The sequence below is a fragment of the Oceanobacillus sp. B139/18 genome (assembly GCF_055524595.1).
Genome location: NZ_JBVFXI010000001.1, coordinates 484389 through 507171 on the forward strand (window position 1 = coordinate 484389; position 22783 = coordinate 507171).

At 39.3% G+C, this 22783-nt stretch carries 23 protein-coding genes and 6 tRNA genes; 25 read left to right on the plus strand and 4 right to left on the minus strand.

Features of this window, described 5'->3' with window-relative positions; genetic code table 11:
• The first annotated feature begins 115 nt into the window (after positions 1 to 115).
• The 10 genes from ACZSMY_RS02310 (at position 116) to ACZSMY_RS02355 (ending at position 10727) form a co-directional block, all read left to right on the plus strand.
• Entirely contained in the window at positions 116 to 745 is a 630-nt protein-coding gene (locus ACZSMY_RS02310; RefSeq protein WP_042534813.1) for a helix-turn-helix transcriptional regulator, read from the plus strand.
• Between the two features lie 30 nt (positions 746 to 775).
• Positions 776 to 1585: a pyruvate, water dikinase regulatory protein gene (locus ACZSMY_RS02315; protein WP_042534812.1), complete on the plus strand. Its 810-nt coding sequence runs from the start codon at positions 776 to 778 to the stop codon at positions 1583 to 1585.
• Positions 1586 to 1985: 400 nt separating this feature from the next.
• Entirely contained in the window at positions 1986 to 3797 is a 1812-nt protein-coding gene (gene dnaG, locus ACZSMY_RS02320; RefSeq protein ID WP_212929087.1) for a DNA primase, read from the plus strand.
• A 27-nt stretch (positions 3798 to 3824) separates the two neighbouring features.
• Positions 3825 to 4940, plus strand: a complete 1116-nt coding sequence (gene rpoD / locus ACZSMY_RS02325; RefSeq protein ID WP_042534808.1) for an RNA polymerase sigma factor RpoD — start codon at positions 3825 to 3827, stop codon at positions 4938 to 4940.
• Positions 4941 to 5113: 173 nt separating this feature from the next.
• Positions 5114 to 5665, plus strand: a complete 552-nt coding sequence (locus ACZSMY_RS02330; RefSeq protein ID WP_465147438.1) for a hypothetical protein — start codon at positions 5114 to 5116, stop codon at positions 5663 to 5665.
• An 81-nt stretch (positions 5666 to 5746) separates the two neighbouring features.
• The gene (locus ACZSMY_RS02335) at positions 5747 to 6148 is read left to right on the plus strand and encodes a c-type cytochrome (protein WP_042534806.1); all 402 of its coding nucleotides are present in this window, start codon (positions 5747 to 5749) and stop codon (positions 6146 to 6148) included.
• Between the two features lie 97 nt (positions 6149 to 6245).
• Positions 6246 to 6989: a tRNA (adenine(22)-N(1))-methyltransferase gene (locus ACZSMY_RS02340; protein ID WP_042534804.1), complete on the plus strand. Its 744-nt coding sequence runs from the start codon at positions 6246 to 6248 to the stop codon at positions 6987 to 6989.
• Positions 6961 to 8079 (plus strand): Nif3-like dinuclear metal center hexameric protein, encoded by a 1119-nt coding sequence (locus ACZSMY_RS02345; protein WP_465147439.1) that lies wholly within the window; start codon positions 6961 to 6963, stop codon positions 8077 to 8079. The genes ACZSMY_RS02340 and ACZSMY_RS02345 overlap by 29 nt, the downstream gene beginning before the upstream one ends.
• 429 nt (positions 8080 to 8508) lie before the next feature.
• On the plus strand, positions 8509 to 9822 hold the full coding sequence (locus tag ACZSMY_RS02350) for a DEAD/DEAH box helicase (protein WP_042534800.1): 1314 nt from the start codon (positions 8509 to 8511) through the stop codon (positions 9820 to 9822).
• An 11-nt stretch (positions 9823 to 9833) separates the two neighbouring features.
• Positions 9834 to 10727, plus strand: coding sequence for a deoxyribonuclease IV (locus ACZSMY_RS02355; RefSeq protein ID WP_193063939.1), 894 nt, complete (start codon positions 9834 to 9836; stop codon positions 10725 to 10727).
• Positions 10728 to 10844: 117 nt separating this feature from the next.
• Here ACZSMY_RS02355 and ACZSMY_RS02360 read toward each other — a convergent pair whose 3' ends face one another.
• Positions 10845 to 11132, minus strand: a complete 288-nt coding sequence (locus ACZSMY_RS02360; protein ID WP_193063938.1) for a DUF2624 domain-containing protein — start codon at positions 11130 to 11132, stop codon at positions 10845 to 10847.
• Positions 11133 to 11300: 168 nt separating this feature from the next.
• Here ACZSMY_RS02360 and ACZSMY_RS02365 point away from each other — a divergent pair, with 168 nt between their 5' ends.
• Entirely contained in the window at positions 11301 to 11669 is a 369-nt protein-coding gene (locus ACZSMY_RS02365; RefSeq protein ID WP_052485089.1) for a DUF4190 domain-containing protein, read from the plus strand.
• A 98-nt stretch (positions 11670 to 11767) separates the two neighbouring features.
• On the opposite strand, the gene ACZSMY_RS02370 is transcribed toward ACZSMY_RS02365, so the two are convergent.
• Entirely contained in the window at positions 11768 to 12094 is a 327-nt protein-coding gene (locus ACZSMY_RS02370; protein WP_193063937.1) for a hypothetical protein, read from the minus strand.
• Between the two features lie 132 nt (positions 12095 to 12226).
• On the opposite strand from ACZSMY_RS02370, the gene ACZSMY_RS02375 reads away from it, so the two are divergent.
• The 11 genes from ACZSMY_RS02375 (at position 12227) to ACZSMY_RS02425 (ending at position 20349) form a co-directional block, all read left to right on the plus strand.
• On the plus strand, positions 12227 to 12862 hold the full coding sequence (locus ACZSMY_RS02375) for an NfeD family protein (protein ID WP_042534791.1): 636 nt from the start codon (positions 12227 to 12229) through the stop codon (positions 12860 to 12862).
• Positions 12863 to 13140: 278 nt separating this feature from the next.
• On the plus strand, positions 13141 to 14769 hold the full coding sequence (locus ACZSMY_RS02380) for a Na/Pi cotransporter family protein (RefSeq protein ID WP_042534789.1): 1629 nt from the start codon (positions 13141 to 13143) through the stop codon (positions 14767 to 14769).
• Between the two features lie 418 nt (positions 14770 to 15187).
• Positions 15188 to 15262 (plus strand) — tRNA-Asn (locus ACZSMY_RS02385).
• A 1-nt stretch (position 15263) separates the two neighbouring features.
• Positions 15264 to 15340 (plus strand) — tRNA-Met (locus ACZSMY_RS02390).
• A 29-nt stretch (positions 15341 to 15369) separates the two neighbouring features.
• Positions 15370 to 15445: transfer RNA gene (locus ACZSMY_RS02395), tRNA-His, on the plus strand.
• Between the two features lie 16 nt (positions 15446 to 15461).
• Positions 15462 to 15538, plus strand: a tRNA-Ile gene (locus ACZSMY_RS02400).
• Between the two features lie 12 nt (positions 15539 to 15550).
• Positions 15551 to 15643: transfer RNA gene (locus ACZSMY_RS02405), tRNA-Ser, on the plus strand.
• A 53-nt stretch (positions 15644 to 15696) separates the two neighbouring features.
• A tRNA-Phe gene (locus ACZSMY_RS02410) sits at positions 15697 to 15769 on the plus strand.
• 270 nt (positions 15770 to 16039) lie between these two features.
• A complete protein-coding gene (gene sodA / locus ACZSMY_RS02415; RefSeq protein WP_042534787.1) occupies positions 16040 to 16651 on the plus strand; it encodes a superoxide dismutase SodA in 612 nt (203 codons plus the stop codon).
• 101 nt (positions 16652 to 16752) lie between these two features.
• Positions 16753 to 18030 carry an MFS transporter gene (locus ACZSMY_RS02420; protein WP_193063935.1) on the plus strand — a complete coding sequence of 426 codons (1278 nt, stop codon included), beginning with the start codon at positions 16753 to 16755 and terminating at the stop codon, positions 18028 to 18030.
• A 201-nt stretch (positions 18031 to 18231) separates the two neighbouring features.
• Complete coding sequence (locus tag ACZSMY_RS02425; protein ID WP_306432766.1) at positions 18232 to 20349, plus strand: peptidoglycan D,D-transpeptidase FtsI family protein; 2118 nt, start codon at positions 18232 to 18234, stop codon at positions 20347 to 20349.
• A gap of 96 nt (positions 20350 to 20445) precedes the next feature.
• On the opposite strand, the gene ACZSMY_RS02430 is transcribed toward ACZSMY_RS02425, so the two are convergent.
• Positions 20446 to 21060: a hypothetical protein gene (locus tag ACZSMY_RS02430; protein WP_465147440.1), complete on the minus strand. Its 615-nt coding sequence runs from the start codon at positions 21058 to 21060 to the stop codon at positions 20446 to 20448.
• Between the two features lie 12 nt (positions 21061 to 21072).
• The gene (locus tag ACZSMY_RS02435) at positions 21073 to 21303 is read right to left on the minus strand and encodes a hypothetical protein (RefSeq protein ID WP_042534783.1); all 231 of its coding nucleotides are present in this window, start codon (positions 21301 to 21303) and stop codon (positions 21073 to 21075) included.
• A 380-nt stretch (positions 21304 to 21683) separates the two neighbouring features.
• Here ACZSMY_RS02435 and rpmG point away from each other — a divergent pair, with 380 nt between their 5' ends.
• From rpmG to ACZSMY_RS02450, 3 genes are all read left to right on the plus strand, one after another.
• On the plus strand, positions 21684 to 21833 hold the full coding sequence (gene rpmG, locus ACZSMY_RS02440) for a 50S ribosomal protein L33 (RefSeq protein WP_040985278.1): 150 nt from the start codon (positions 21684 to 21686) through the stop codon (positions 21831 to 21833).
• Between the two features lie 69 nt (positions 21834 to 21902).
• Entirely contained in the window at positions 21903 to 22472 is a 570-nt protein-coding gene (locus ACZSMY_RS02445; RefSeq protein WP_052485088.1) for a 5-formyltetrahydrofolate cyclo-ligase, read from the plus strand.
• A gap of 94 nt (positions 22473 to 22566) precedes the next feature.
• Positions 22567 to 22737, plus strand: coding sequence for a hypothetical protein (locus ACZSMY_RS02450; RefSeq protein WP_175297070.1), 171 nt, complete (start codon positions 22567 to 22569; stop codon positions 22735 to 22737).
• Positions 22738 to 22783 lie beyond the last annotated feature (46 nt).

The following is a 22783-nucleotide window of genomic DNA, read 5'->3' on the forward strand; positions in this document are numbered from 1 at the left end:
TTTAAATATGAAAAGCATGGTACATTATCCTTCAATATGCCAAATTTGATGCAGCTGATATCTGGAAAGCATCCTATTTATTTGCAAATAATGCGGCAGTTTAGGTGGTGAAAAAGTGGACTTATCGAAAAGACAGCAGCGGATTATAGAAATAGTAAAAGCAGACGGTCCCATCACGGGGGAGCAAATAGCAGACCAGCTGGCGCTGACCCGGGCCACATTGAGACCGGACCTGGCTATTCTGACGATGGCTGGTTTTTTAGACGCACGTCCTCGTGTTGGCTACTTTTATACAGGTAAAACAGGTTCAGAATTGCTGACAGAAAAGATAAAGCGGTATAAGGTTCATGAATTTCAGCAGGTCCCAGTAGCTGTAAATGAAAAGGTATCAGTATACGATGCAATATCAACGATGTTCTTGGAAGATGTCGGCACACTTTTTGTTGTCGATGAAAATTCATGCTTGGTGGGAGTTCTTTCCCGAAAGGATTTGCTGCGTTCAAGTATGGGCAGGCAGGACCTGAGCTCTATCCCTGTACCGATTATTATGACAAGAATGCCTAATATAACTGTTTGCCGAAAAAATGACCTGCTGGTCGATGTAGCTCATCAGCTTATATCCAAGCAGATCGATGGTGTCCCTGTAGTAAAAGATACCGAAAATGGTCTTGAGGTTATCGGCCGTATTACAAAAACAACGATGACGAAACTGTTGGTTGAATTAACAATGGAAGATACAATATAATTTTTTAGGTGCTAAGGGGAGGATGTCGAGATGAAGGAGCAGCAAGTTATTTATGTGTTATCTGATTCTGTTGGAGAAACGGCCGAGCTGGTAATTAAAGCAGGCTTAAGCCAATTCAAAAGCGGGGATTATAAAATTCAGCGTATTCCTTATGTAGAAGATAAAGGAACGATTGATGAATTCTTACAACAGGCAAAATTGAATTCAAGTCTTATCGGTTTTACACTGGTTAATCCAGAATTGCGAGCGCATTTAAACAAGCGTGCAGCTGAACTGGATATTGAAGCAATTGATATCATGGGTCCGACTATGGACGCCATGGAGCGTGTTTTTAGTGATCAGCCCCGTTTAGAGGCAGGACTTGTTCATAAACTGGACGAAGATTATTTCAAAAAGATTGAAGCGATTGAGTTTGCTGTTAAATACGATGACGGGAGAGATACGCGGGGCATCACCCGTGCCGATATCGTATTGATAGGTGTTTCCAGAACCTCCAAAACGCCACTGTCTCAATTCTTGGCACACAAACGCTTTAAAGTAGCAAATGTTCCGATTGTTCCAGAGGTAGACCCGCCGGAAGAGCTGATGATGGTCGACCCTAAAAAATGTATTGGTTTACGTATCTCTTCAGAAAAATTGAATGGCATTCGGAAGGAACGTTTAAAAGCGCTGGGACTGGGAGACCAGGCAACGTATGCAAATGTAAGCAGAATTGAACAGGAGCTCGAATTTTTTAATGATGTCGTTGAAAAAATTGGCTGTCCTGTTATTGACGTGTCTCATAAAGCAGTGGAAGAAACAGCAAACCAAATTATTAGAATGTGGCAAAGCAGACAATAATAATCATTTTAAAGCTTTGCAAGAGATATAATAACAGTATATTTTCAGGATAAAAATGGTAGGAAAAGCATTCTGTACGCAACTCTCACGGAATGTTTTTCTTTGTTCCATAGATTTATATACAAATTAATAGAAATCTATTAAAAAATATATTATAATGGTAAATCGTATGAGCAGATTTAAATAAAATGCAATTTTAATCATAATTTGCTCTGAAAAAGAAGGAATCTATGTATCCTTTGTAGAATCTATGTTAAGGCTATTTTTTTTGAGAATAAGAAAAAAATATGTCGAATCATGAAAAATGGAGCAACTAAGTTTAAAAAGGAGGATTTTGCATAATCTCTCTAAAATGTGTTTTAGCATCCTATAAAATCAAATAGAATAGTTGGTGGTAAACATGGCTAATCAAATACCTGAACCAATTATTGAGGAAGTGAAAAAAACCAATGATATTGTCGATGTCATTGGAGAGTACATTCAATTAAAAAAACAAGGTAAAAACTATTTTGGTCTATGTCCCTTTCATGGCGAAAATACACCCTCATTTTCAGTTACCCAGGATAAACAGATTTTTCATTGCTTTGGCTGCGGAAAAGGCGGAAATGTATTCTCGTTTCTAATGGAAATGGAAAATTTCACATTTTATGAGGCGCTGAAATATTTAGCTGACCGAAGCGGTGTAGAGCTGCCGACAGCATCCATTCCCAAAGAAACTTCTTTATCAGAGGAAACAGAGCAGATGCTCTCTGCGTATGAATGGTTGACAAAATTATATCATCATCTCATAAAGTATCAAAAAGATGGGAAGGATGGATTAGAGTATCTAAAAAGCCGCGGGCTTACGAAGGAGACGTTAGAAGAATTCCAAATCGGATATGCTCCGGATAAGCGCGATTTCACAGCGAAGTTTCTTACACAAAAAGGATATTCTAAACCATTGCTTTTGAAAAGCGGTATTTTAGCAGGAAACGATAATAATGAAGTCATCGACCGTTTTCGCGGCAGAATTATTTTCCCTATACGGAATGCATTGGGGCGCACTGTCGGTTTTGGCGGCAGAGCAATGCATGATGACAGCGGTCCGAAATATTTAAATAGCTCGGAAGGCGAACTTTTTCAAAAAAGTAAGCTTTTATATAATTTTGACTTGGCAAAGCGCCATATCCGAAAAGAAAATGAAGCTGTTTTAATGGAAGGCTATATGGATGTTATTTCTGTTTATCAGGCTGGCGTGAAAAATGTAGTGGCTACGATGGGGACCGCTTTGACAGAAACGCAGGCAAAGCTTTTAAACCGCTATGTCGATACGGTTATTATTTGTTTTGATGGGGATAGTGCAGGGATAGAAGCCCGTTATAAGTCGGCACTTCTATTGAGGTCTGTCGGCTGTGATGTCCGTATTGCCAATTTGGATGCAGAGGAAGACCCGGACAGCTACGTCCGGGAGCATGGAGGCGAAGCTTTTAAAGAAAGGGTTCTGCGCACAAGTGACAGTTATATGAGTTTCTTCATGCGATATCAGCGCAGACACTTCAATCTGCAGCTGGAAAGTGAGCGTATTGAGTATATCGAGCGCGTTTTAAAAGAACTTTCTATGATTGAGAGTGCGCTGGAACGGGAATATTATATTCAGGAATTGCATAAGGAATTTGATTTGTCTGTAGATACCTTGATGAGCCAGCTGGCTCAGTATCAGAAAAGCCAGCCTTCCGCGAAGGATAATCAGCGTGATAAGAGTTATACTAAGCCATATGTACCTGCAAATAAGAAAAAGTTATTTCCGGCATATGTTAATGCTGAAAAAAGAATTTTATCCTATATGCTTCAGGATGCCTATATAGCTGAAAAAGTACAATATGAGCTTGGAGCGGGATTTAATGTAAATGACCATAAAATTGTTGCAACACATTTATATGCTTTTTATGAAGAAGGTAATTCACCCGATATTAGTTTATTTATGGAGAGACTGTCTGATGAACATTTAAAGAATCAAGTCATTGAATTGGCGATGTCCAGCGATGTCCAGCATAGTACAGAGGAAGAAATCGATGACTATCTGCGAATGATTCATCGGGAGGCGAATCAAAGTCCGGCGAAAAAAAGCTTAAAAGAGCAGCAAAGGAAAGCGGAGCAGGAAAATGATCCATTGGAGGCTGCCCGCTTGGCAATGGAGTTAATCCGGCTGCAGAAGCAAAATAACGAAAAATAATTCAACAATTTGGAAGGAGGGGGACTCATGGCCGAACAAAAACCTTCGCATATGAAAGAACCCGAACTGACATTAGAGCAAGCAAAAGAAAAATTGGTTGACATGGGTAAGAAACGCGGTACACTTGCGTATGAAGAAGTGGCTGACGGTTTATCTAATTTTGACATGGAACCCGAACAAATGGATGAGTTTTATGAGTATCTGGAAGAACAGGGTGTCGATGTGTTAGGTGAGTCTGAGGATGACCCCGAGATGCAGAAAATCGCAAAAGAAGAAGAAATCAACCTGAATGATCTCAGTGTTCCTTTAGGGATAAAGATCAATGACCCGGTCCGTATGTATTTAAAAGAAATCGGCAGAGTAGACCTGCTTTCTGCAGCAGAAGAAATTGAACTCGCTTCCCGAATTGAAGAGGGAGATATTGAAGCAAAGAGAAGGTTAGCGGAAGCCAATCTTCGTCTCGTTGTCAGCATCGCAAAACGCTATGTTGGACGGGGGATGCTTTTCCTCGATTTGATTCAAGAAGGAAACATGGGTCTGATCAAAGCTGTTGAGAAATTTGACTACCGCAAAGGGTTTAAATTCAGTACCTACGCAACCTGGTGGATTAGACAGGCAATTACCCGTGCAATCGCGGACCAGGCCCGTACCATTCGTATCCCGGTTCATATGGTGGAAACCATTAATAAATTAATCCGTGTACAGCGCTCTCTGCTGCAGGATCTGGGACGTGAACCGACACCGGAGGAAATCGGCGAAGAAATGGAATTAAGCCCGGATAAGGTGCGCGACATTCTAAAAATCGCTCAAGAACCTGTATCTTTAGAAACACCAATCGGAGAAGAAGACGATTCACATCTAGGTGATTTCATTGAGGATCAGGAAGCAATCTCTCCATCCGATCATGCAGCTTACGAATTACTGAAAGAACAGCTGGAAGATGTATTAGACACATTGACAGACAGAGAAGAAAATGTGCTTCGTCTGCGGTTTGGATTAGATGATGGAAGAACGAGAACACTTGAAGAAGTAGGGAAAGTATTTGGGGTAACCAGAGAACGTATCCGCCAAATCGAAGCGAAAGCATTACGTAAATTAAGACACCCAAGCCGAAGCAAGCGATTGAAAGACTTCCTTGATTAAGGTGTTATACTGAAATAAGTTCATTCTGAATACTGGAATATGCAAGTTCCCGTTTAACGGCTTGCGTATTCCAATTATTGTTTTATATGAATTCATAGAGGATATTCAAAAGTCCATAAAATAAGATTTTGCTTTTTTTAACATTTAAATGGTGACGCTTCCGGGGTGGATTTATGAATAATCATGAAAAAAACCAATTGATTATCCAGGAAATTTTAAAGTGGAAAGAGAATCGTTTATTGCCGGAAGAACAATGTGATTTTTTATTAGCATTATATACTAAAGGCGGAGAAATAGAAATAACCAATAAAAATAAAAATTGGCTATCTACATGGAAAAAGCTTCATTTTACCATGATGTTGATGATATTGGTAAGCGTTATCTTTTTAGATTATTATTATCAATTAGCCGGCTCTTTCGGGGCAGGTATTTTAAGTTTTGTTTTCTTTATAAATATTCTAATCTGGTCAGGAACTGGAAAGAATGCATCACGGCGTTATCGTTATTTATTTATATCTATTCAATTGTTATATGTGTTGCAGCTTTCTATTTGTATTATGGATACTTTTGGATTAGGAGCTTATAATAATTTTATGATTACTGCCAATGGCATTGGATGGATTGTTTTTGGATATTTGAAAAAGCTGCCTGTTATTCGTTATTTGGGAGCAGCTTTGACTATAGGAATCATCACTTTTGTCGTTTTTTTTAAATATCTTGGATAATCCTTTAAAAATTTTTAGATTTCGAGTAAACTAATAGTAGTATTAATTTATAATATTTGGATTACATAAGGAGGAAGCGTAATGAAAAAGAATCCGGTTATACCATATGCAATTATTGCCGGGCTGGGGCTGATAGCTGTCATTATTATTTCTGTAATTGGTATTGATCAAAGACAGGCTATTCAAGATGCTGAAGAAAATGGTGGAGAACAGACAGAAGAGGCAGAAGGAGGAGAAGAAGGCGGCGAGTCTACCAGTGCTGATGCTGGAGAAGAGGTTTTCCAATCCAATTGTGCCAGCTGTCATGGTCAAGATTTAGCAAGTGGTTCTGCTCCTGATTTAACACAAGTTGGAAGCACTTATTCTCAAGAAGAAATTGCTGATATCATTGAAAATGGAACTGACGGAGGCATGCCGGCTTTCCCTCAGCTTGCAGGTGAAGAATTAGATGCACTCAGCGAGTGGTTAAGCGAGCATGAATAATATATAATAAAAGAAATGAAAGCTTTCTGATTCGTACAGAAAGCTTTTCTTATTGGAGAAATACAGAAAAGAACTGTCTTTAAAAGGAGAACAAATAATGAACCAGAATGTCACCCTATCGAATCGTTTGAAAATAGTTGCTGAATATCTGCCTCAGGGAGCGCATTTCGCAGATATTGGTTCAGATCATGCATATCTGCCTGCCTATGTCTGCCAAAGAGATAAAACAGCAAGCGCTATTGCCGGAGAAGTGAATCAAGGGCCTTTAGACAGCGCCAAAAAAACAATTCGATTTCATCAATTAGAGGAACGAATCGATGCCCGTTTAGGAGATGGTTTATCTGTCATAAATGAAGGCGAGGTCAAACAAATCGTCATTGCAGGGATGGGCGGAGGATTGATTACTTCCATCTTAGAAAACCATGCTCCTATTGCTAAATCTGCTGAACGAATTATTGCACAGCCTAATGTAGACGCAAGAGCAGTCAGACGATGGTTTGATCAAAATGATTTTATACTGAGAGCAGAAGAGATTGTGGATGAGCAGGGACATATCTATGAAGTGCTTGTTGCGGATCGTTATACAGAAGCCTCTTCACCATACAGCGATAATGAACTGAAGAAGGGCAGGCAGCTTTTATTAGGTCCCTATTTAATGAAAGAGAAGAATGCTGCTTTTATTAAAAAGTGGTCACAGGAAATAATGAATATCGAACGAATCATTTTGCAAATGCAGCAGGCAAAGCAAATAAATCATGAGAAAATAGCTGATTTCCAAACAGAATTATACTGGATGAAGGAGGAACTTGATCATGAAGGAACAAACGACGAAACACGCTGATTTTTTTCGGATTATGGACAGCTGGGCACCGAAAAGTTTTGCCTATCATTGGGATAATATCGGTTTACAGACTGGACGGTTTCATGATACGACATCTCAAATTCTGATTACACTGGATGTGACGGAGGAAGTAGTTGATGAAGCAATTGAAAAAGGGGCGAATTTGATTATTGCCCATCACCCTTTGCTGTTTCAGCCTTTAAAACAGATTAATGTCGATCATCCGAAGGGGAGAGTGGTACAAAAGCTTTTAAAAAACGATATAACGGTCTTTGCTGCACATACCAATCTAGATATCGCCGAGGGTGGTGTAAATGATTTATTAAGTGGCGCCCTTGAATTGAAAAATAAAGAACCCTTAGAAGTGTTAGAACAAGAGTCGCTGCTTAAAATTGTTGTTTTTGTTCCAGAGTCGCATGTACAGGAATTACGGGATGCTCTGCATCAGGGCGGAGCTGGCCAAATTGGCGATTACAGTCATTGCACCTTTCAAAGCGCCGGACAAGGGACTTTTCTTCCGTCAGAGCAGGCTGTCCCGTATATTGGCGAGCAGAATGAAATGACTTTTGTCGATGAAAAGAAGCTGGAAGCCGTTGTTCCTAAGAAAAATCTAGCCAGGGTGATAGATGCTGTTATTTCAGCCCATCCTTATGAAGAACCGGCTTATGATATGTATCCATTGGAAAATAAAGGACAGTCGTTTGGAATCGGACGCTTTGGTGTCCTGGAATCCCCGGTTTCAATGAAGGCATTCATTGAAACGGTGAAAAAGAATTTAGACATGCCTCGCGTGCGTGTTTCTGGTAATATAGAAAAGAATGTAAAAAAAGTTGCTGTCCTGGGAGGAAGCGGGGAGAAATATGTCAGTCATGCGCTCCGAAAAAAAGCGGATGTATATATTACAGGAGATATGACATTTCACGCTGCTCAAGATGCAGAGCAGATGGGACTGACAGTCATTGATGCCGGTCATTATATCGAGAAGATAATGAAAACAGCAACCAAGGAAAAACTTATACAGGAAATACCTGCATTCAGGTCAAAGGTTTATGTATCTGAAGTAAATACAGACCCGTTCGTATTTATGTGAAATAGATAGTTAAATGATTTATTTGAGTGATAAGCATTTTAACCAGCATAGTGTTTTTGAGGTCTCCCTCTATAACACGTGGTAGAAAATGTCATAGGCTGGATATTTATCACGGAGAACTGTCCGTAAAACTCCCGCCTTAAAATAAAACGTAAAAATAAATGTATTTGTATTTAGGCGGGAGATAACGGATGCTAGCTCCTTGAATCACTCAACTAACTCTCAGTGGGTGAAGAATATAAACCAATGTTGTCAGGTTAATGAATTTTATGTTTGTTATAAATAGGTAGTAAAAATCTAACTAGCGTAGTTTTTTTTCGTAGCGGCTGGCTATTAACCTGAAAGCGTTAGAAGAACAAAAACTTCCGCTGAGTGAAGTTTCGTTTTATTTCAACTTATTATAGAAAAGATTTCAAAGGAGGGAAACAGATGGAAAAAACATTTGCAGAACTATCCCTGGATATGGATATCCAGGATATTATTCAAGAATTGGATTTTAGAAATCCGACTGCAATCCAAGAAAAAGTAATACCTGCTATCTTGGATGGAAAAAGTGTTATTGGTCAATCCCGGACTGGTTCCGGCAAATCGCATGCATTTTTATTGCCGATGTTTCAACAGCTGGATGAGAATCAAAAGAAAGTGCAGTTTGTAATTACTGCGCCAACAAGGGAACTGGCAACACAGCTTTACAATGAAGTAAGGAAAATCATTACAATTGCGGATAAGACAGAAAAATGGACAGCCAAGCTGCTTGTCGGCGGTACCGATAAACAAAAGGCAATTGAGAAATTAAAAACACCGCCAATGATTGTGGTGGGGACACCAGGGAGAATTTTAGATTTGGTAAAGGATGGAGCATTATCCATCTATAGTGCGGAATCGTTTGTGATTGACGAGGCGGACTTGATGCTTGATTTAGGCTTTATTGAAGAAGTAGATCAATTATTAGTACGCGCGAAGCAGGATATTCAGCTGCTGGTCTTCTCGGCAACTATTCCACAGCGCTTACAGCATTTCTTTAAAAAATATTTAAGAAATCCGGAATATATTAAAATGGAAGAGCATTTTTCTCCGGAAACGATGGAGCATCGGCTTATTCTGAAAAAGCATCGGGATGAAGCGAAGATTATTTGGGATATTTCCAAGACAATCCATCCCTATTTAGCGCTGGTATTTACAAATGGGAAACAACAGGCTAATGAGCTGGCAGAAGCGCTTGGAGGCTATGGCTTGGATGTTGGTGTCATTCATGGCGGTCTGACGCCCCGGGAGAGAAAGCGTGTATTGAAAGAGATACAGCAGCTGCGCTATCAATACGTAGTCGCAACAGATTTAGCTTCAAGGGGAATTGATATCAAGGGTGTCAGCCATGTAATTAATGCCCAGCTTCCAAAAGAAGAGCATTTTTATATTCATCGTGTCGGCAGGACAGCACGAGCCGGACTAGAGGGCACAGCAGTCAGTATTTACAGCGAAGAGGACGCCCGTTTAATCGAAAGATTGGAGCAAAAGGGACTCACGTTCTCGTTCGTAGAGGTTAAGCAGGGTGAATGGACCGAGGATAAATCCTGGAATGAAAGAACACGCCGGAAAACTGAAGACACAAGTAATGACCGGGAAGCGTGGAAGCGCGTAAGAAAAGCAAAGAAAGTAAAGCCGGGCTATAAGAAAAAACAAAAGCAGCAGCAACAGCAAATTAAAAGACAGCTGACAAAAGAGCAAAACAGGAAGAAGCGTTAGGAGGAATAAATATGGTGAAAATCGGTTCTCATGTTTCAATGAATGGCAAGAAAATGTTATTAGGATCCAGCGAAGAAGCTGCTTCCTACGGGGCAAATACCTTTATGATTTATACAGGCGCACCGCAGAACACAAGAAGAAAGCCGATTGAAGAATTAAATATTGAAGCTGGATTAGAACATATGGCATCTCATGGAATAGCTGACATTGTTGTGCATGCGCCGTATATTATTAATATCGGCAACACGGTAAAACCGGAGACATTTGAATTGGGCGTTAATTTTCTGCGGAGTGAAATCGAACGTACCGAGGCTCTGGGGGCAAAACAAATCGTACTTCATCCGGGAGCGCATGTGGGGGAAGGCCCCGACAAGGGTATTCCGAAAATTATCGAAGGATTAAATGAAGTGCTTGAACAAAAAAATGATGTTCAAATTGCATTAGAAACAATGGCTGGAAAAGGCTCCGAAATGGGCCGTACATTTGAAGAACTGGCTGAAATTATTTCTGGTGTTACGCACAATGAACATCTCTCTGTTTGTTTGGATACATGTCATATTCATGATGCAGGCTATGACCTCGTCAATGATTTTGATGGGGTATTGAATTCATTTGATAAAATCGTCGGATTAGACCGTCTGAAAGTAGTCCATGTCAATGACAGTAAAAATGACCGCGGAGCTCATAAAGACCGTCATGAAAACATCGGTTTTGGCTACATTGGCTTTGATGCCCTCCATAAGGTTGTTCATCATCCGCAGCTTAGCGAGCTTCCTAAAATCCTTGAAACACCTTATGTAGGCACAGATAAGAAAAATAAAAAAGCACCGTACAAGTATGAAATAGCAATGCTGCGCGAAGGTGATTTTCAAGAGAATTTAAAGGAAATCATTATGGAAGGCTAGTCCCGTATAAAATCAAACTTTATTCAGCGGGGGTTTATGGTCAATTAATCATGATAAATTAAGAAAGATGAGCACCCTATATATGGGAATGCTCATCTTTTTTAATTTCAGCCGGTTTTAGTTTTCAAATAAATGCTCCATCCCATATGATTTAATGACCTCATCCATTAACTGCTGTGCTGCTGCTGCTGTTTTCTGATCCGTGATTTTTGCAAGCTCCATCATAAAGCGGTCACGATCTGCCTGGTCAAATGGATTAGGTGCAGAAGTTCTTAAATAATGTACAATCTGGTCTGCTTGTGTACGTGTGATAGCAAAGCCGTATTCGGCACTATAATGTAAAATTTCATCTGGGGTTAATTTACGCAGTTTATTTTTAATCATTTCTTTGATAAAGAAAGACATATCATCCCTCCTTTTGAATATCCTCTTATTTTCTTCCATCATGTAAATATATGCAGACAACAAAAAGATTATACCATTCTTTGCTAAAAATTCCGCATGATACCTGTATGAAAACCTGTAGATTCCGTATGCTAATCATATAATTCTAAAGTATAAGGAGTTTATCTCATGAATGATAATGATAAAGACAAACGTATACAGGATATGCCGAACCATGGACAAAGACCACAGCATGAACATACAAATGAACAGTTAGACAGCAAAAGAATGGAAGAATTTTCAACAGAATTAACCGATGCCAACCTGTTGGAATTTGAAGATGAGAAAAGCTTTAACCCGGGGACAATATATGGATGGGGAAGTATCATCTTAGCAATTATTTCATTTTTTACCTGGCCGGTTATTTTAGGAGCCGCCAGCATTGTATTCGGGTTTGTAGCACGAAGCAGAGGGACAAATATTCTTGGTATTATCGGAATTATAGCAGGAGCTCTTTCTTTGATTTCCGCTTTTTTCATTATCCCTTTCTTTTCCTAGGCGGCATTTCTAAGCATTAAAATTATTTAGCAAAAAGCTGCATTTCATAATAAAAAGCAAGCATTCACTTTGAAAAATAAAGCGGATGTTTGCTTTTTCTAATGCTCCTCTTGAAATTGTGGGAAATAGTAAACTTCATGTACATGGATGTCATTGGAGGAGATGTTCGGGTTCAATGATTCAAAAGCCTTTAAAATAATCTCAACAGAGACAGTGTTGACCGTTATGGTTTGGATTTCTTCTGTAATACTGAGAACCGTATCTCCAGGATTTACTTTTACCGGAACAGCTTCAAAAGGAGGCAGTTCCAAATTTTCATTATTTGAAACGGAGGTTGTCCCGTCTGAATGAGCTAAGTCTTGAAAAATACTGACTGCAACTAATATAATAAACGTAATCAGGGAAATTCTACGCAAAAATTCCATAAAAAATCTCCTTTAATGAAACTATTTTCTTTCCTCATACGTACATATAATATAGAAGAGGATGTCAAAAAAGTCCTTCTTATCGTTTTTATATATGCATGATAAGCAGGGCAACGAGAGGGTGTGAATGGTATGGACGTGGTTGAATTACAATGGGTTGGATTTCTTGCCTTATTTTTTGGAACTTTATTTATATTAGGTGAAATGTTTGTAAATATGCGTGGTATATTTGGTGTATTAGGGCTGGGATTTATAACTGTTTATTTTACGGTATACACAGAAACCAATTCGGTCTTACTCATGTTTATTATATACTTCCTGGGAATATTACTGATTATTATTGATGGCAAAGTGTTGAACGATGGAACCTTGGCTACAATTGGACTGGTTTTGATGATCGTTGCCGTTGCATTGCCGCAGCCGGATTTTGCAAACGGTCTTTATGCGGTAATCAGTATCGTCATTGGAGCATTTTCATCTCTGGCGTTTTTAAAAGTATTTAAACGGAGACAGATGTGGACGAAAATCGCTTTAATGGACCAGCTTACAAATGAACAGGGCTACAGCTCGCTCAGTAAAGAGTATGAAGCTTTGCTGGGAGAAGAAGGCGTTGCGCTGACCGATTTTAGACCTTCCGGTACGATTGAAGTGAATAAAAAACATTACAGTGCTGTATCTGGCGGACGCTGGATTAAAAAAGGAACGCCGATTAAAGTAGTGGCAGTGGATGGAACCAGTGTCCGGATAGAGGAGCTTAAAGAAGATTAATTAATAGTTCGTAATTAAATAGAATAACCCTGAAACAGGATTCATTTCATAAAGCTGGAGATGAATCCTGTATTTGTATGCGATTGGTCCTAATATTATACATATTTTCATGAAAAAAGCAGATACTAAGCATCCCTTTCTATTCGAATGTAAACAAATATTAAATCTATGTAAATTTTTCATCAAACATGTTTACATTCTCTTTAGAATCATCAATAATGAATGAGGCGCAAAATTCTACAAAAGTTTACATAAGAGGTAGAAGGGATGAAGTTTTCGTGGATATCGATGTTCAAAGTTTAATTATTGAATTTCTCGGAGGAATCGGCATATTCCTAATGGGGATAAAAATGATGGGAGATGGACTCCAAAAATCAGCAGGAGATCACTTGCGGGATATTCTGGACCGGTTTACAACCAATCCATTCCTGGGTGTGCTTGCTGGGATTATTGTAACTGTGCTTATTCAGAGCAGTTCGGGAACTACTGTTTTAACTGTAGGGCTTGTCAATGCCGGTTTTATGACATTAAGACAGGCAATCGGTGTTATTATGGGAGCGAATATCGGTACAACCATAACTGCTTTTATTATTGGAATAGATGTTGGGGAGTATTCGTTATTATTTTTAGCTTTAGGTGCGTTTACAATCTTTTTCTTTAAGAAGCAAAAAATTGTAGCGGTAGGACAGGCGATATTCGGTTTTGGAGGTCTATTTTATGGGCTTGAATTAATGAGCAGCGGGATGACACCTCTCCGCTCTTTACAGGCATTTCAAGATTTGACAGTTTCTATGAGCGATACACCAATTCTCGGAGTAGTTATTGGTACCGTATTTACTGTAATTGTACAAAGTTCATCAGCAACCATTGGTATTCTGCAAGGATTATTCGCTCAGGGTGCAGTTGACTTAAAGGCAGCTGTTCCTGTATTATTTGGCGATAATATCGGTACAACCATTACAGCTGTTATTGCAAGTATAGGTACATCTGTTGCTGCCAAACGAGCTGCCTATACACATGTAACGTTTAATTTACTAGGTGCGATTATTTTTATTATCTTGCTCTATCCGTTTACTCAATTTATTTACTATTTACAATCCAGCTTAAGTTTAAACCCGGAGATGACCATTGCGTTTGCGCATGGAAGCTATAATATCGCAAATACGGTTATTCAATTTCCATTTATCGGTGCTTTGGCATGGCTCATTACGAAGCTGGTGCCTGGAGATGATGTCATTATTGAGTATAAACCAAAGCATCTGGATTCTATTTTCCTTCAGCAGTCTTCCTCGCTGGCACTGGGCCAGGCTAAGATGGAAGTTGTCCGTATGGGGAAATATGCGTATCAAGGTTTAGAGGAAACCCACAGTTATGTCACTACGCAGAATCCGAAAAATTCCGAGATGGCTCTGCAAATTGAAGGAGCGCTGAATAATCTGGATCGTAAAATAACGGAGTATTTAGTGGATATCGCTTCTACCAACTTAACAGAACCGGAAAGTATAGAACATACCAGCTTAATGAGTACAATTCGTGATATTGAACGAATTGGCGACCATTTTGAGAATGTGGTTGAACTGGTGGACTATAAAATGTCCAACAAAGTTTCGCTGACAGATCAGGCAATTGAAGATCTCAACAAAATGTTTGATTTAACGTATATGACAGTTAAACAGGCTGTTGAGGCTTTAGAGGCAAACGATCGGGAAGCGGCTTTAGAAGTTATTCAAAAAGAAGACCAAATCGATAAAATGGAGCGGAAATTCCGTAAAAACCATATTATCCGTATGAATGAAGGCACTTGTAATGGATCAGCAGGAATCGTTTTTGTCGATATCATAAGTAATTTAGAACGAATTGGCGATCATGCTGTAAACATTGCTCAGAACGTCTTAGGAGACCATTAAGGATGATCTGATATAAAAGGGCTCTATCTGTTGTAATGAAGCGGATAGAGCCCTTATTTCATCTATTTCGGGATAAAAGGGGAAGAGAACGCTTTTAACGTGATAACTGTCGGTCATTATTATGCAGCGCGGAGGTGCATAATTTATCAACAGCATTTATGGAACATCTGATTATTTTGAAGCATGCATATTAAAAAGGGGGGATAACAGATGCGATAGAAATACAGCTTTTTCTATATATTACCGGAAATGAAAAAAGTTTTTATAAGTTTTTGTTGAAATATGTTATATTACATGCTATTATAATTCTTGCAGTCAACTTCTGATAAAAACTTTTGCAACACCGCAAAAAAAGTTGTTGACATAATCAACAGAACATGATAAATTATATTTTGTTGCTAATTAAAACAAACATTATTCCACAGTAGCTCAGTGGTAGAGCAATCGGCTGTTAACCGATCGGTCGTAGGTTCGAATCCTACCTGTGGAGCCATGGCGGTGTAGCTCAGCTGGCGAGAGCGTACGGTTCATACCCGTGAGGTCGGGGGTTCGATCCCCTCCGCCGCTACCAAAAAATATACATACATTTGCTATTTCATGGCGGCCGTGGCGAAGTGGTTAACGCACCGGATTGTGGCTCCGGCACGCGTGGGTTCGATCCCCACCGGTCGCCCCATTCAATAATAGTAAAAGGACCCTTAGCTCAGTTGGTTAGAGCTATCGGCTCATAACCGATCGGTCGCAGGTTCGAGTCCTGCAGGGTCCACCATTTATTCTGTCTGGAGGTATACCCAAGTCTGGCTGAAGGGGTCGGTCTTGAAAACCGAGAGGCGGGTCAAACCGCGCGGGGGTTCGAATCCCTCTACCTCCTCCATACATATTTCACAACAGAATGATGGAGAGCTTTTATATCAAAGCTCCATGTACGGCTTGGTAGCTCAGTCGGTAGAGCAGAGGACTGAAAATCCTTGTGTCGGCGGTTCGATTCCGTCCCGAGCCATCTAAAAAACAAGCACAAAGCTTGTTTTTTTTGTGTGCTTTTTTCAGATTTTGCAAGCGGAATCTGATTCTTTTTATAAATATTTTGTTGTTTCTTTAAGGGAAAAAAGTTTCCCTAAATCAAAATGGGATAGTCAATAATATGTAAATGGTTATTTAATAAGGAATGTTTGATACATATCAGTGCAAAATATTTGCAAGAAATTCTTACCTTTGATAACGTATAAATTGTAGAAATAAAATCATCATTTATTTTAAGGAGGAGTTACACATGGCAAAATTTGAATTACCGGAATTACCTTATGCATACGATGCATTGGAACCATCTATCGATAAAGAAACAATGAACATTCACCATACGAAGCATCACAACACCTACGTTACCAAATTAAATGATGCATTAGAAGGACATGAAGATCTGCAAAACAAATCAGTTGATGAGCTTGTGAGGGACTTAAATGAGGTTCCTGAAAGCATCCGTACTGCTGTACGCAACAATGGCGGCGGACATGCTAACCACAGCTTCTTCTGGAAGACTTTGTCACCAAACGGCGGCGGAGAACCAACTGGCGAGCTGGCCGATAAAATCAACAGCAAATTCGGTTCTTTTGACAAATTTAAAGAGGATTTTGCAGCTGCGGCAGCAGGACGTTTCGGTTCTGGCTGGGCATGGTTAGTATTAAACAATGGCGAGCTTGAAATCACAAGCACTCCAAACCAGGATTCTCCATTAACAGATGGTAAGACGCCACTATTAGGATTAGATGTATGGGAGCATGCATATTATCTTAAATATCAAAACAGACGCCCGGACTATATTTCTGCATTCTGGAATGTTGTTAACTGGGATCAAGTAACAAACAATTACGAAGCAGCAAAATAAAGAATAATTATAAAAGCTTGCAGATAACTTTATGTTTCTGCAAGCTTTTTGTATAGATACGGCTCCTTCGCTAAAAATAAAAGAAGAAGGAGTCGTTTTCTATGCAATTACAACAGCAGTACAGAAGATATAAACAACAAAAAGATGAATATCGGGATCTTTGGATACTCTTGCTTATCGGCGCTTTATATGCAGCAGGAATCTTTTTATCAAATACATTTGTTAATGTGTACCTATGGAAGCAATCCGGAGATTTTTTTGTGATTGCTAATTATCACTTGGCAAGCTATGTATTCCAGGCATTATCTTTTATTTATGCTGGAAAATTATCCAAAAAAATCGATCGCATCATTATATTGCGAATCGGAATTCTTTTTTTATGTTTCTTTTTTCTGTTCGTTCTTTGGATCGGCGAGCTGGCTGCATATTATAATTTTATACTCGGTTGTTTATTGGGAATAGGGTACGGTTTTTTTTGGTTAGCTTATTATGTACTGACCTTTGAGATTACCGAACCGGATACAAGAGATTGGTTTAATGGCATTTCCGGCACACTGACCTCGTTTGCAGGTATGATTGGACCGTTGCTTGCAGGATGGATGATTTCAAAAATGGCCGGGGATTTTGGCTATACCGCTATTTTTATCATTTCCTTAAGCCTGTTTATTGCTGCCATTATTGTAAGCTTTTTTATTATACGAAAGGGAAGCAGAGGAAGCTTTGCTTTACCTGCTGTCATCAATGAAAGAAAGAAAAATAAAAATTGGAAGCGTATTTTACATGCTCACTTTTTTCAAGGGCTGAGAGAAGGTATTTATGGTTTCTATATTACCATCTGGATTTTTCTTGTTACGAACAGTGAGCTTATTTTAGGGGTTTTTAATTTATTTCTTTCAGGATTATCCATTATTTTTTATTTTGTTGCTTTAAAATGGATTCAACCTGCATTAAGAAAAAAAGCCATTTTATTTGGCGGAATCTTACTGTTTGCTTCTATTTTTATTATTATTTTTGAAATGAGTCTGTTCTGGTTGATTGTATACGCGGTGATTATCGGAATTGCCTTCCCAATTCTGACCGTTCCGTATCAATCCCTGACCTATGATGTAATTGGCAGAGCGCGGATGGTCAGCGAGAGAAGAGTGGAATACATTGTAGTCCGGGAAATTTATTTGAATCTGGGAAGAATTGCTTCGATTGCCGTGTTTATATTTGGCATGTTCCTATTTCCGCATGACGTGATTATCCCTGCTTTACTGATTATATTCGGCGCTGGACATGCCATCATCTATTTTTGCATCCGGAACATTTTTATTGGACCGTCAAAAAAACAAAAAATCGCATTAAAAGAAGATTTTACGGACGAAAAAAGTCGCTAAATGTGGTAAAATCAAACAGTGGTCTCTATTATAACTTGAACGATTATAAGCGGAAGGTAATTGTGCCCCGAAGGGCGGAGTTTCTTTTTATAATTTAAAGGTTTAAAAAGATGCACATAAATGATTCATTGTATATACTTTTAAACGAGCTATACAGTTTAATGCGATGCAAGTTCAAAATAGATGTGAAGGAGGAGAAAAGTGGTAGACAAGAAGAAAAAGAAAAAACGGGCTCAGCTTCCCGTTCGCATGAATATTCTTTTCTTTGCTATCTTCTTATTATTTTCTGCACTCATACTTCAGTTAGGTGTTGTTCAAATTCTAAACGGGGAAGCTTATCAGGACGAAATTGAGAGAACCAATTTAGATACGACAAGTATACCTGTACCCCGGGGGAAGATTTATGATACAAACGGGAAATTAATTGTAGATAATGAAGCGATGTATTCCATTACGTATACGCCTCCCAAGGGTGTGCAGGCGGATGACCGTCTGAAAGTAGCGGAAACATTGGCACAATATATTGATATGAGTGACGACCAATATATTGATCGAATAACAGACAGAGACAAAAGAGAATATTATTTATTGTTACATCAAGAAGACATAGAAGAGCGATTAGAGGAAATTGATACAGAAGAAATGGACAATTCTGAGGTTTATAATGCGACGCTGGATTTGATTACGGATGAAGAAATTGCAAATTTTTCCGGTGGCGAATTGGAAATTATTGCAATCAAAAAAGAACTCGATAAAGCATATGCGCTAACCCCTCAAATTGTAAAGAATGAAGAGGTTTCCGCAGAGGAATATGCTTCTGTAGCGGAAAATCTGGATAAATTGCCTGGTATTAATGCTACAACGGATTGGAATCGTGTCTATCCAAACGGTGATACATTAACAAGTATTTTAGGCAGTATCTCCAGCCAGGAGCAGGGAATTCCGGCAGAGGATATGAGTGCTTACCTGACGAAGGGATACAGCCGGAACGATCGTGTCGGCAGGAGCGGGCTGGAAGAGCAGTATGAGGATTTTCTGCGCGGGCGTAAAGAACAGATTCAATATACGACACGCCAAAACGGGTCGATTGTCGGTTCGGAAACCATAGTAGAGGGAGAACGAGGCAAAGATTTGGTGTTAACAACAGATTTAGATTTTCAGCAGGAAGTGGATGAGATTTTATTAGATGAGTTTCAGTCCATGAAAGCAAAAAGCCCTTATGAAAATCGATTTGCAACCAATGCGTATGCTGTGGTTATGAATCCGAAAACAGGAGAGCTGCTTGCTATTTCCGGTCTGAACTATGATTCGGAGAAGAATGAGTACAGCGATGCAGCATTTATGGCTTTAGCCAATGCGCATGAGCCTGGTTCCAGTATTAAAGGAGCAACAATTCTTACTGGTTATGATTCGGAGGTAATTTCACCGGGCGATGCTTTCAATGATGCGCCGATGAAGTTAGCTGGAGCGCCAGTGAAAAAATCTGTTTCAGCAATGGGAACCGTTAACGATTTAAGTGCTTTAGAAAGGTCATCCAATGTTTACATGTTCTATGTTGCTTTACGGTTAGGGGGAGACTATCGTTACCCAATGCCGCATAATGCCAGCTTGAGCATAAATATAGGAGAAACCTTACAAACGCTGCAAAACTATTTTAATCAGTTTGGCTTAGGAGCATCTACGGGGATTGATTATCCATATGAAAGTACCGGCGTTAGAGGGGAAGCCCCGGATAACCCTGGTAATATTCTTGACTTTGCTATTGGCCAGTATGATACGTACACAACCCTGCAGCTTGCACAATATGTATCAACAATTGCCAACGACGGCTACCGTGTCCAGCCGCATTTCTTAAAGGAAGCGCGTGATCCAATCGCTTCTTTAGATGAGCTGGGGCCTTTGTATTATTCCAAAAACACATCGGTAATGAACCGGATTGAAATGACAAATGACCAAATCAGCCGTGTGCAGGAAGGATTCCGTCTTTCCTATCAAGGATCACAGGGAACAGGACGCGGTTTTTTTGCGAATAAATCCTATAATCCGGCAGGAAAAACAGGAACAGCGCAGTCATTTCAGTATGTAGACGGCCAGGAGTTTGCCCTTAATAATTTAACATTAGTCGGCTATGCGCCTTATGATGATCCGGAGGTTGCTTTTGCCGTGGTTGTACCGTATGTTGGAATTGGTGAAGGAGACCAGGTCAACCTGAAAATTGGTGAACGTATTTTAGATACGTATTTCGAAATAAAAGAAGAGCATGATGAAGATGCGGAAGGTGATTCTTCCGAAGACAGTGAAACTGAAAACGAAGAATAAAAAAACTTCTACCCGTAACGGGTGGAAGTTTTTTTGTGAATCATATAAAAAATGAGCAGCTCCCGGATGGAACAGCTCATTTTAAATTTGATGATTTTATTCGGAATACGTGGTGATGACATCGCCAATTTCGCTGAACGACATCTCGCTATCGATTTCATAGGTTCCAGGTTTGACACTGCCGCTTAAATCATTATCATCCAGATAATCATTAAAGTCCCACGCGTCATCAATAATACCGGCATCTTCTAAAGCATTACTGATAGTGGAAGGCGGTGCGCCGTCCTCCAGTGTGATTTCTACTTCAATCACATCAGAATCCTCGGATGCTTCGTCATCTTCATTGCTTTCTGAGTCGTTATCATTACTATCTTCGTTCTCATTGCTTTCTTCATCATTACTATTTTCTTCTTCATCTGTGCTATCATTTTCATCCGAATCGTTGTTTGAATCGGAATCTGCTTCTTCGTTTCCGTTTCCTTCATCTGCATCGGAATTTTCTTCTTCCCCATCTTCTCTGCCAATGCTATAGGCAATGTATTCATCCTGAGTCAATACGGCATAACCTTGATCTTCCAAAACCGAAATCAATTCTTCCGGCTCGGTATCCTTCAGATTGCCTGAGGATTGACCGCCAAAAAGATAAATAGCGAGAAGCAGGGCACCGCTGGTTAATAGACCGACAGCAAACGCTCTTACATGTTGTTTCATGATAATACTCCTCTAATTATTATTTTTAGGTTGAGACGATACAGCGTCGTCAGATATATTTTGAGGCAATAATTCTTCTTCTAAAACAGATACTTTCTTTTTCAGCTGATATGTATCTTGCATTGTTGTAATAGACAATTGTTCAAGCTGACTCTCTACTTCTTCCAGACGATCGTTAATAAAGAATGACAGGATAAATAGAACAATTCCAATGACGACAACTGCCAAAATGGCAACTAACATTTTTAATTCCCTCCCTTTATGAGGATGTTCAAAAGCCTTCAAATGTACGCAGCGTAATAGGTCCGCGTTTACCCGTCGCAGCGGCTGCATTAAGCTGACCACATTGCTGTGATTACTCGTCCCGCCGAATACCATTGGAAACTTTTTGAACACGCACTTTATGTATCATTTATAGTTATACCATAAATTAAAAGAAGTGACTATGCTAAAAGCTGGAGAAATCTTGATAAACGTCTGCTTTAACTTTAATAAATCAATGTATGAAAAGTTTTCGGATTCTTTGAAGAAACATTCTTGATAAATTGAAGAAACTTTGATAATATAATTAAAGTCTGTACAGTTATGTAAAAAGGCAAGTTGAAAAGTTTGGAGGGATAGATATGCGCGTAAATATAACGTTAGCTTGCACGGAAACAGGAGATCGTAACTATATTTCTACAAAAAACAAACGTAATAATCCGGAACGTATTGAGCTTATGAAATACTCACCACGTCTTAAAAAACATACCCTACACCGTGAAACTAAATAAGCATTCATAAAAAACTCTTATCTGATATTATTGGATAAGAGTTTTTTTATCTATGGAGGTGGATTTCTCATGTCAGAAAAAAAGATGCTGCGGCAGCATATGCTGACGTATATAAGCGGATTGTCGGAATTTGAACGGAAAAATATAGAAGAAAAACTGCAGAATCAATTAGTGGCAAGTCCTGTGTTTCAGCAGGCTGCGACAATAGGCATCACAATCTCCACGGCTCAGGAGTGGGCTACATCTTCCATCATGGAAAAGGCATGGGAGGAAGGAAAGATAATCGCTTCCCCTAAATGTATTGTGAAAACGAAAGAAATGCAATATTATGTTTGGAATCAGCTCGATCAAATCGAAGCTGGCTATGCCGGGATAAAAGAACCTATTCCAGAAAAAACGACACCTATAGCGCCTGCTGATATCGATTTGCTGCTGGTGCCTGGTGTTATTTTTGACAAGGACGGCTATCGCATCGGTTATGGCGGCGGGTATTATGATCGTATGCTGGCTGATTATAAGGGTGTAACGATTTCACTGTGTACGGAAAAGCAGCTAGTTGATCGTATTCCAAGAGAAAGTCATGATTTGCCTGTAGAGCTGATTATAACAGAAAAACGAACTATAAAAACTTCCAAATAGCATATCTGATGTATAAGATGGCTTTCTTCGTTGACAATAAAAGATGTAAAAGAGGTTGTTCAAAAAGGGTACTATCTCGAAGGAGGTCAGGAAAATGATGCGCTTTATCTTTGTATTTGCGATGCTGCTATCCATTGCATTCCTTTTTATGAAATGGAGGTACCGCATTTTAAACAGCATGTTAAATTGGAAACAGGGGAGAAAGTACCTGGTACCGCTGCTTGGTAATATGATTTTGTGGAAAAAGAAAAAGGAAATGGTTTAATTTCTAAATCACCATTTTTATTTTCTTCACCATTCATCTGCATGCT

Coding starts and splice junctions, on each gene's coding strand:
- ACZSMY_RS02315 (WP_042534812.1), top strand. CDS start 776: ATGAAGGAGCAGCAAGTTATTTATGTGTTATCTGATTCTGTTGGAGAA.
- dnaG (WP_212929087.1), top strand. CDS start 1,986: ATGGCTAATCAAATACCTGAACCAATTATTGAGGAAGTGAAAAAAACC.
- rpoD (WP_042534808.1), top strand. CDS start 3,825: ATGGCCGAACAAAAACCTTCGCATATGAAAGAACCCGAACTGACATTA.
- ACZSMY_RS02330 (WP_465147438.1), top strand. CDS start 5,114: ATGAATAATCATGAAAAAAACCAATTGATTATCCAGGAAATTTTAAAG.
- ACZSMY_RS02335 (WP_042534806.1), top strand. CDS start 5,747: ATGAAAAAGAATCCGGTTATACCATATGCAATTATTGCCGGGCTGGGG.
- ACZSMY_RS02340 (WP_042534804.1), top strand. CDS start 6,246: ATGAACCAGAATGTCACCCTATCGAATCGTTTGAAAATAGTTGCTGAA.
- ACZSMY_RS02345 (WP_465147439.1), top strand. CDS start 6,961: ATGAAGGAACAAACGACGAAACACGCTGATTTTTTTCGGATTATGGAC.
- ACZSMY_RS02350 (WP_042534800.1), top strand. CDS start 8,509: ATGGAAAAAACATTTGCAGAACTATCCCTGGATATGGATATCCAGGAT.
- ACZSMY_RS02355 (WP_193063939.1), top strand. CDS start 9,834: ATGGTGAAAATCGGTTCTCATGTTTCAATGAATGGCAAGAAAATGTTA.
- ACZSMY_RS02360 (WP_193063938.1), bottom strand. CDS start 11,132: ATGTCTTTCTTTATCAAAGAAATGATTAAAAATAAACTGCGTAAATTA.
- ACZSMY_RS02365 (WP_052485089.1), top strand. CDS start 11,301: ATGAATGATAATGATAAAGACAAACGTATACAGGATATGCCGAACCAT.
- ACZSMY_RS02370 (WP_193063937.1), bottom strand. CDS start 12,094: ATGGAATTTTTGCGTAGAATTTCCCTGATTACGTTTATTATATTAGTT.
- ACZSMY_RS02375 (WP_042534791.1), top strand. CDS start 12,227: ATGGACGTGGTTGAATTACAATGGGTTGGATTTCTTGCCTTATTTTTT.
- sodA (WP_042534787.1), top strand. CDS start 16,040: ATGGCAAAATTTGAATTACCGGAATTACCTTATGCATACGATGCATTG.
- ACZSMY_RS02420 (WP_193063935.1), top strand. CDS start 16,753: ATGCAATTACAACAGCAGTACAGAAGATATAAACAACAAAAAGATGAA.
- ACZSMY_RS02430 (WP_465147440.1), bottom strand. CDS start 21,060: ATGAAACAACATGTAAGAGCGTTTGCTGTCGGTCTATTAACCAGCGGT.
- ACZSMY_RS02435 (WP_042534783.1), bottom strand. CDS start 21,303: ATGTTAGTTGCCATTTTGGCAGTTGTCGTCATTGGAATTGTTCTATTT.
- rpmG (WP_040985278.1), top strand. CDS start 21,684: ATGCGCGTAAATATAACGTTAGCTTGCACGGAAACAGGAGATCGTAAC.
- ACZSMY_RS02445 (WP_052485088.1), top strand. CDS start 21,903: ATGTCAGAAAAAAAGATGCTGCGGCAGCATATGCTGACGTATATAAGC.
- ACZSMY_RS02450 (WP_175297070.1), top strand. CDS start 22,567: ATGATGCGCTTTATCTTTGTATTTGCGATGCTGCTATCCATTGCATTC.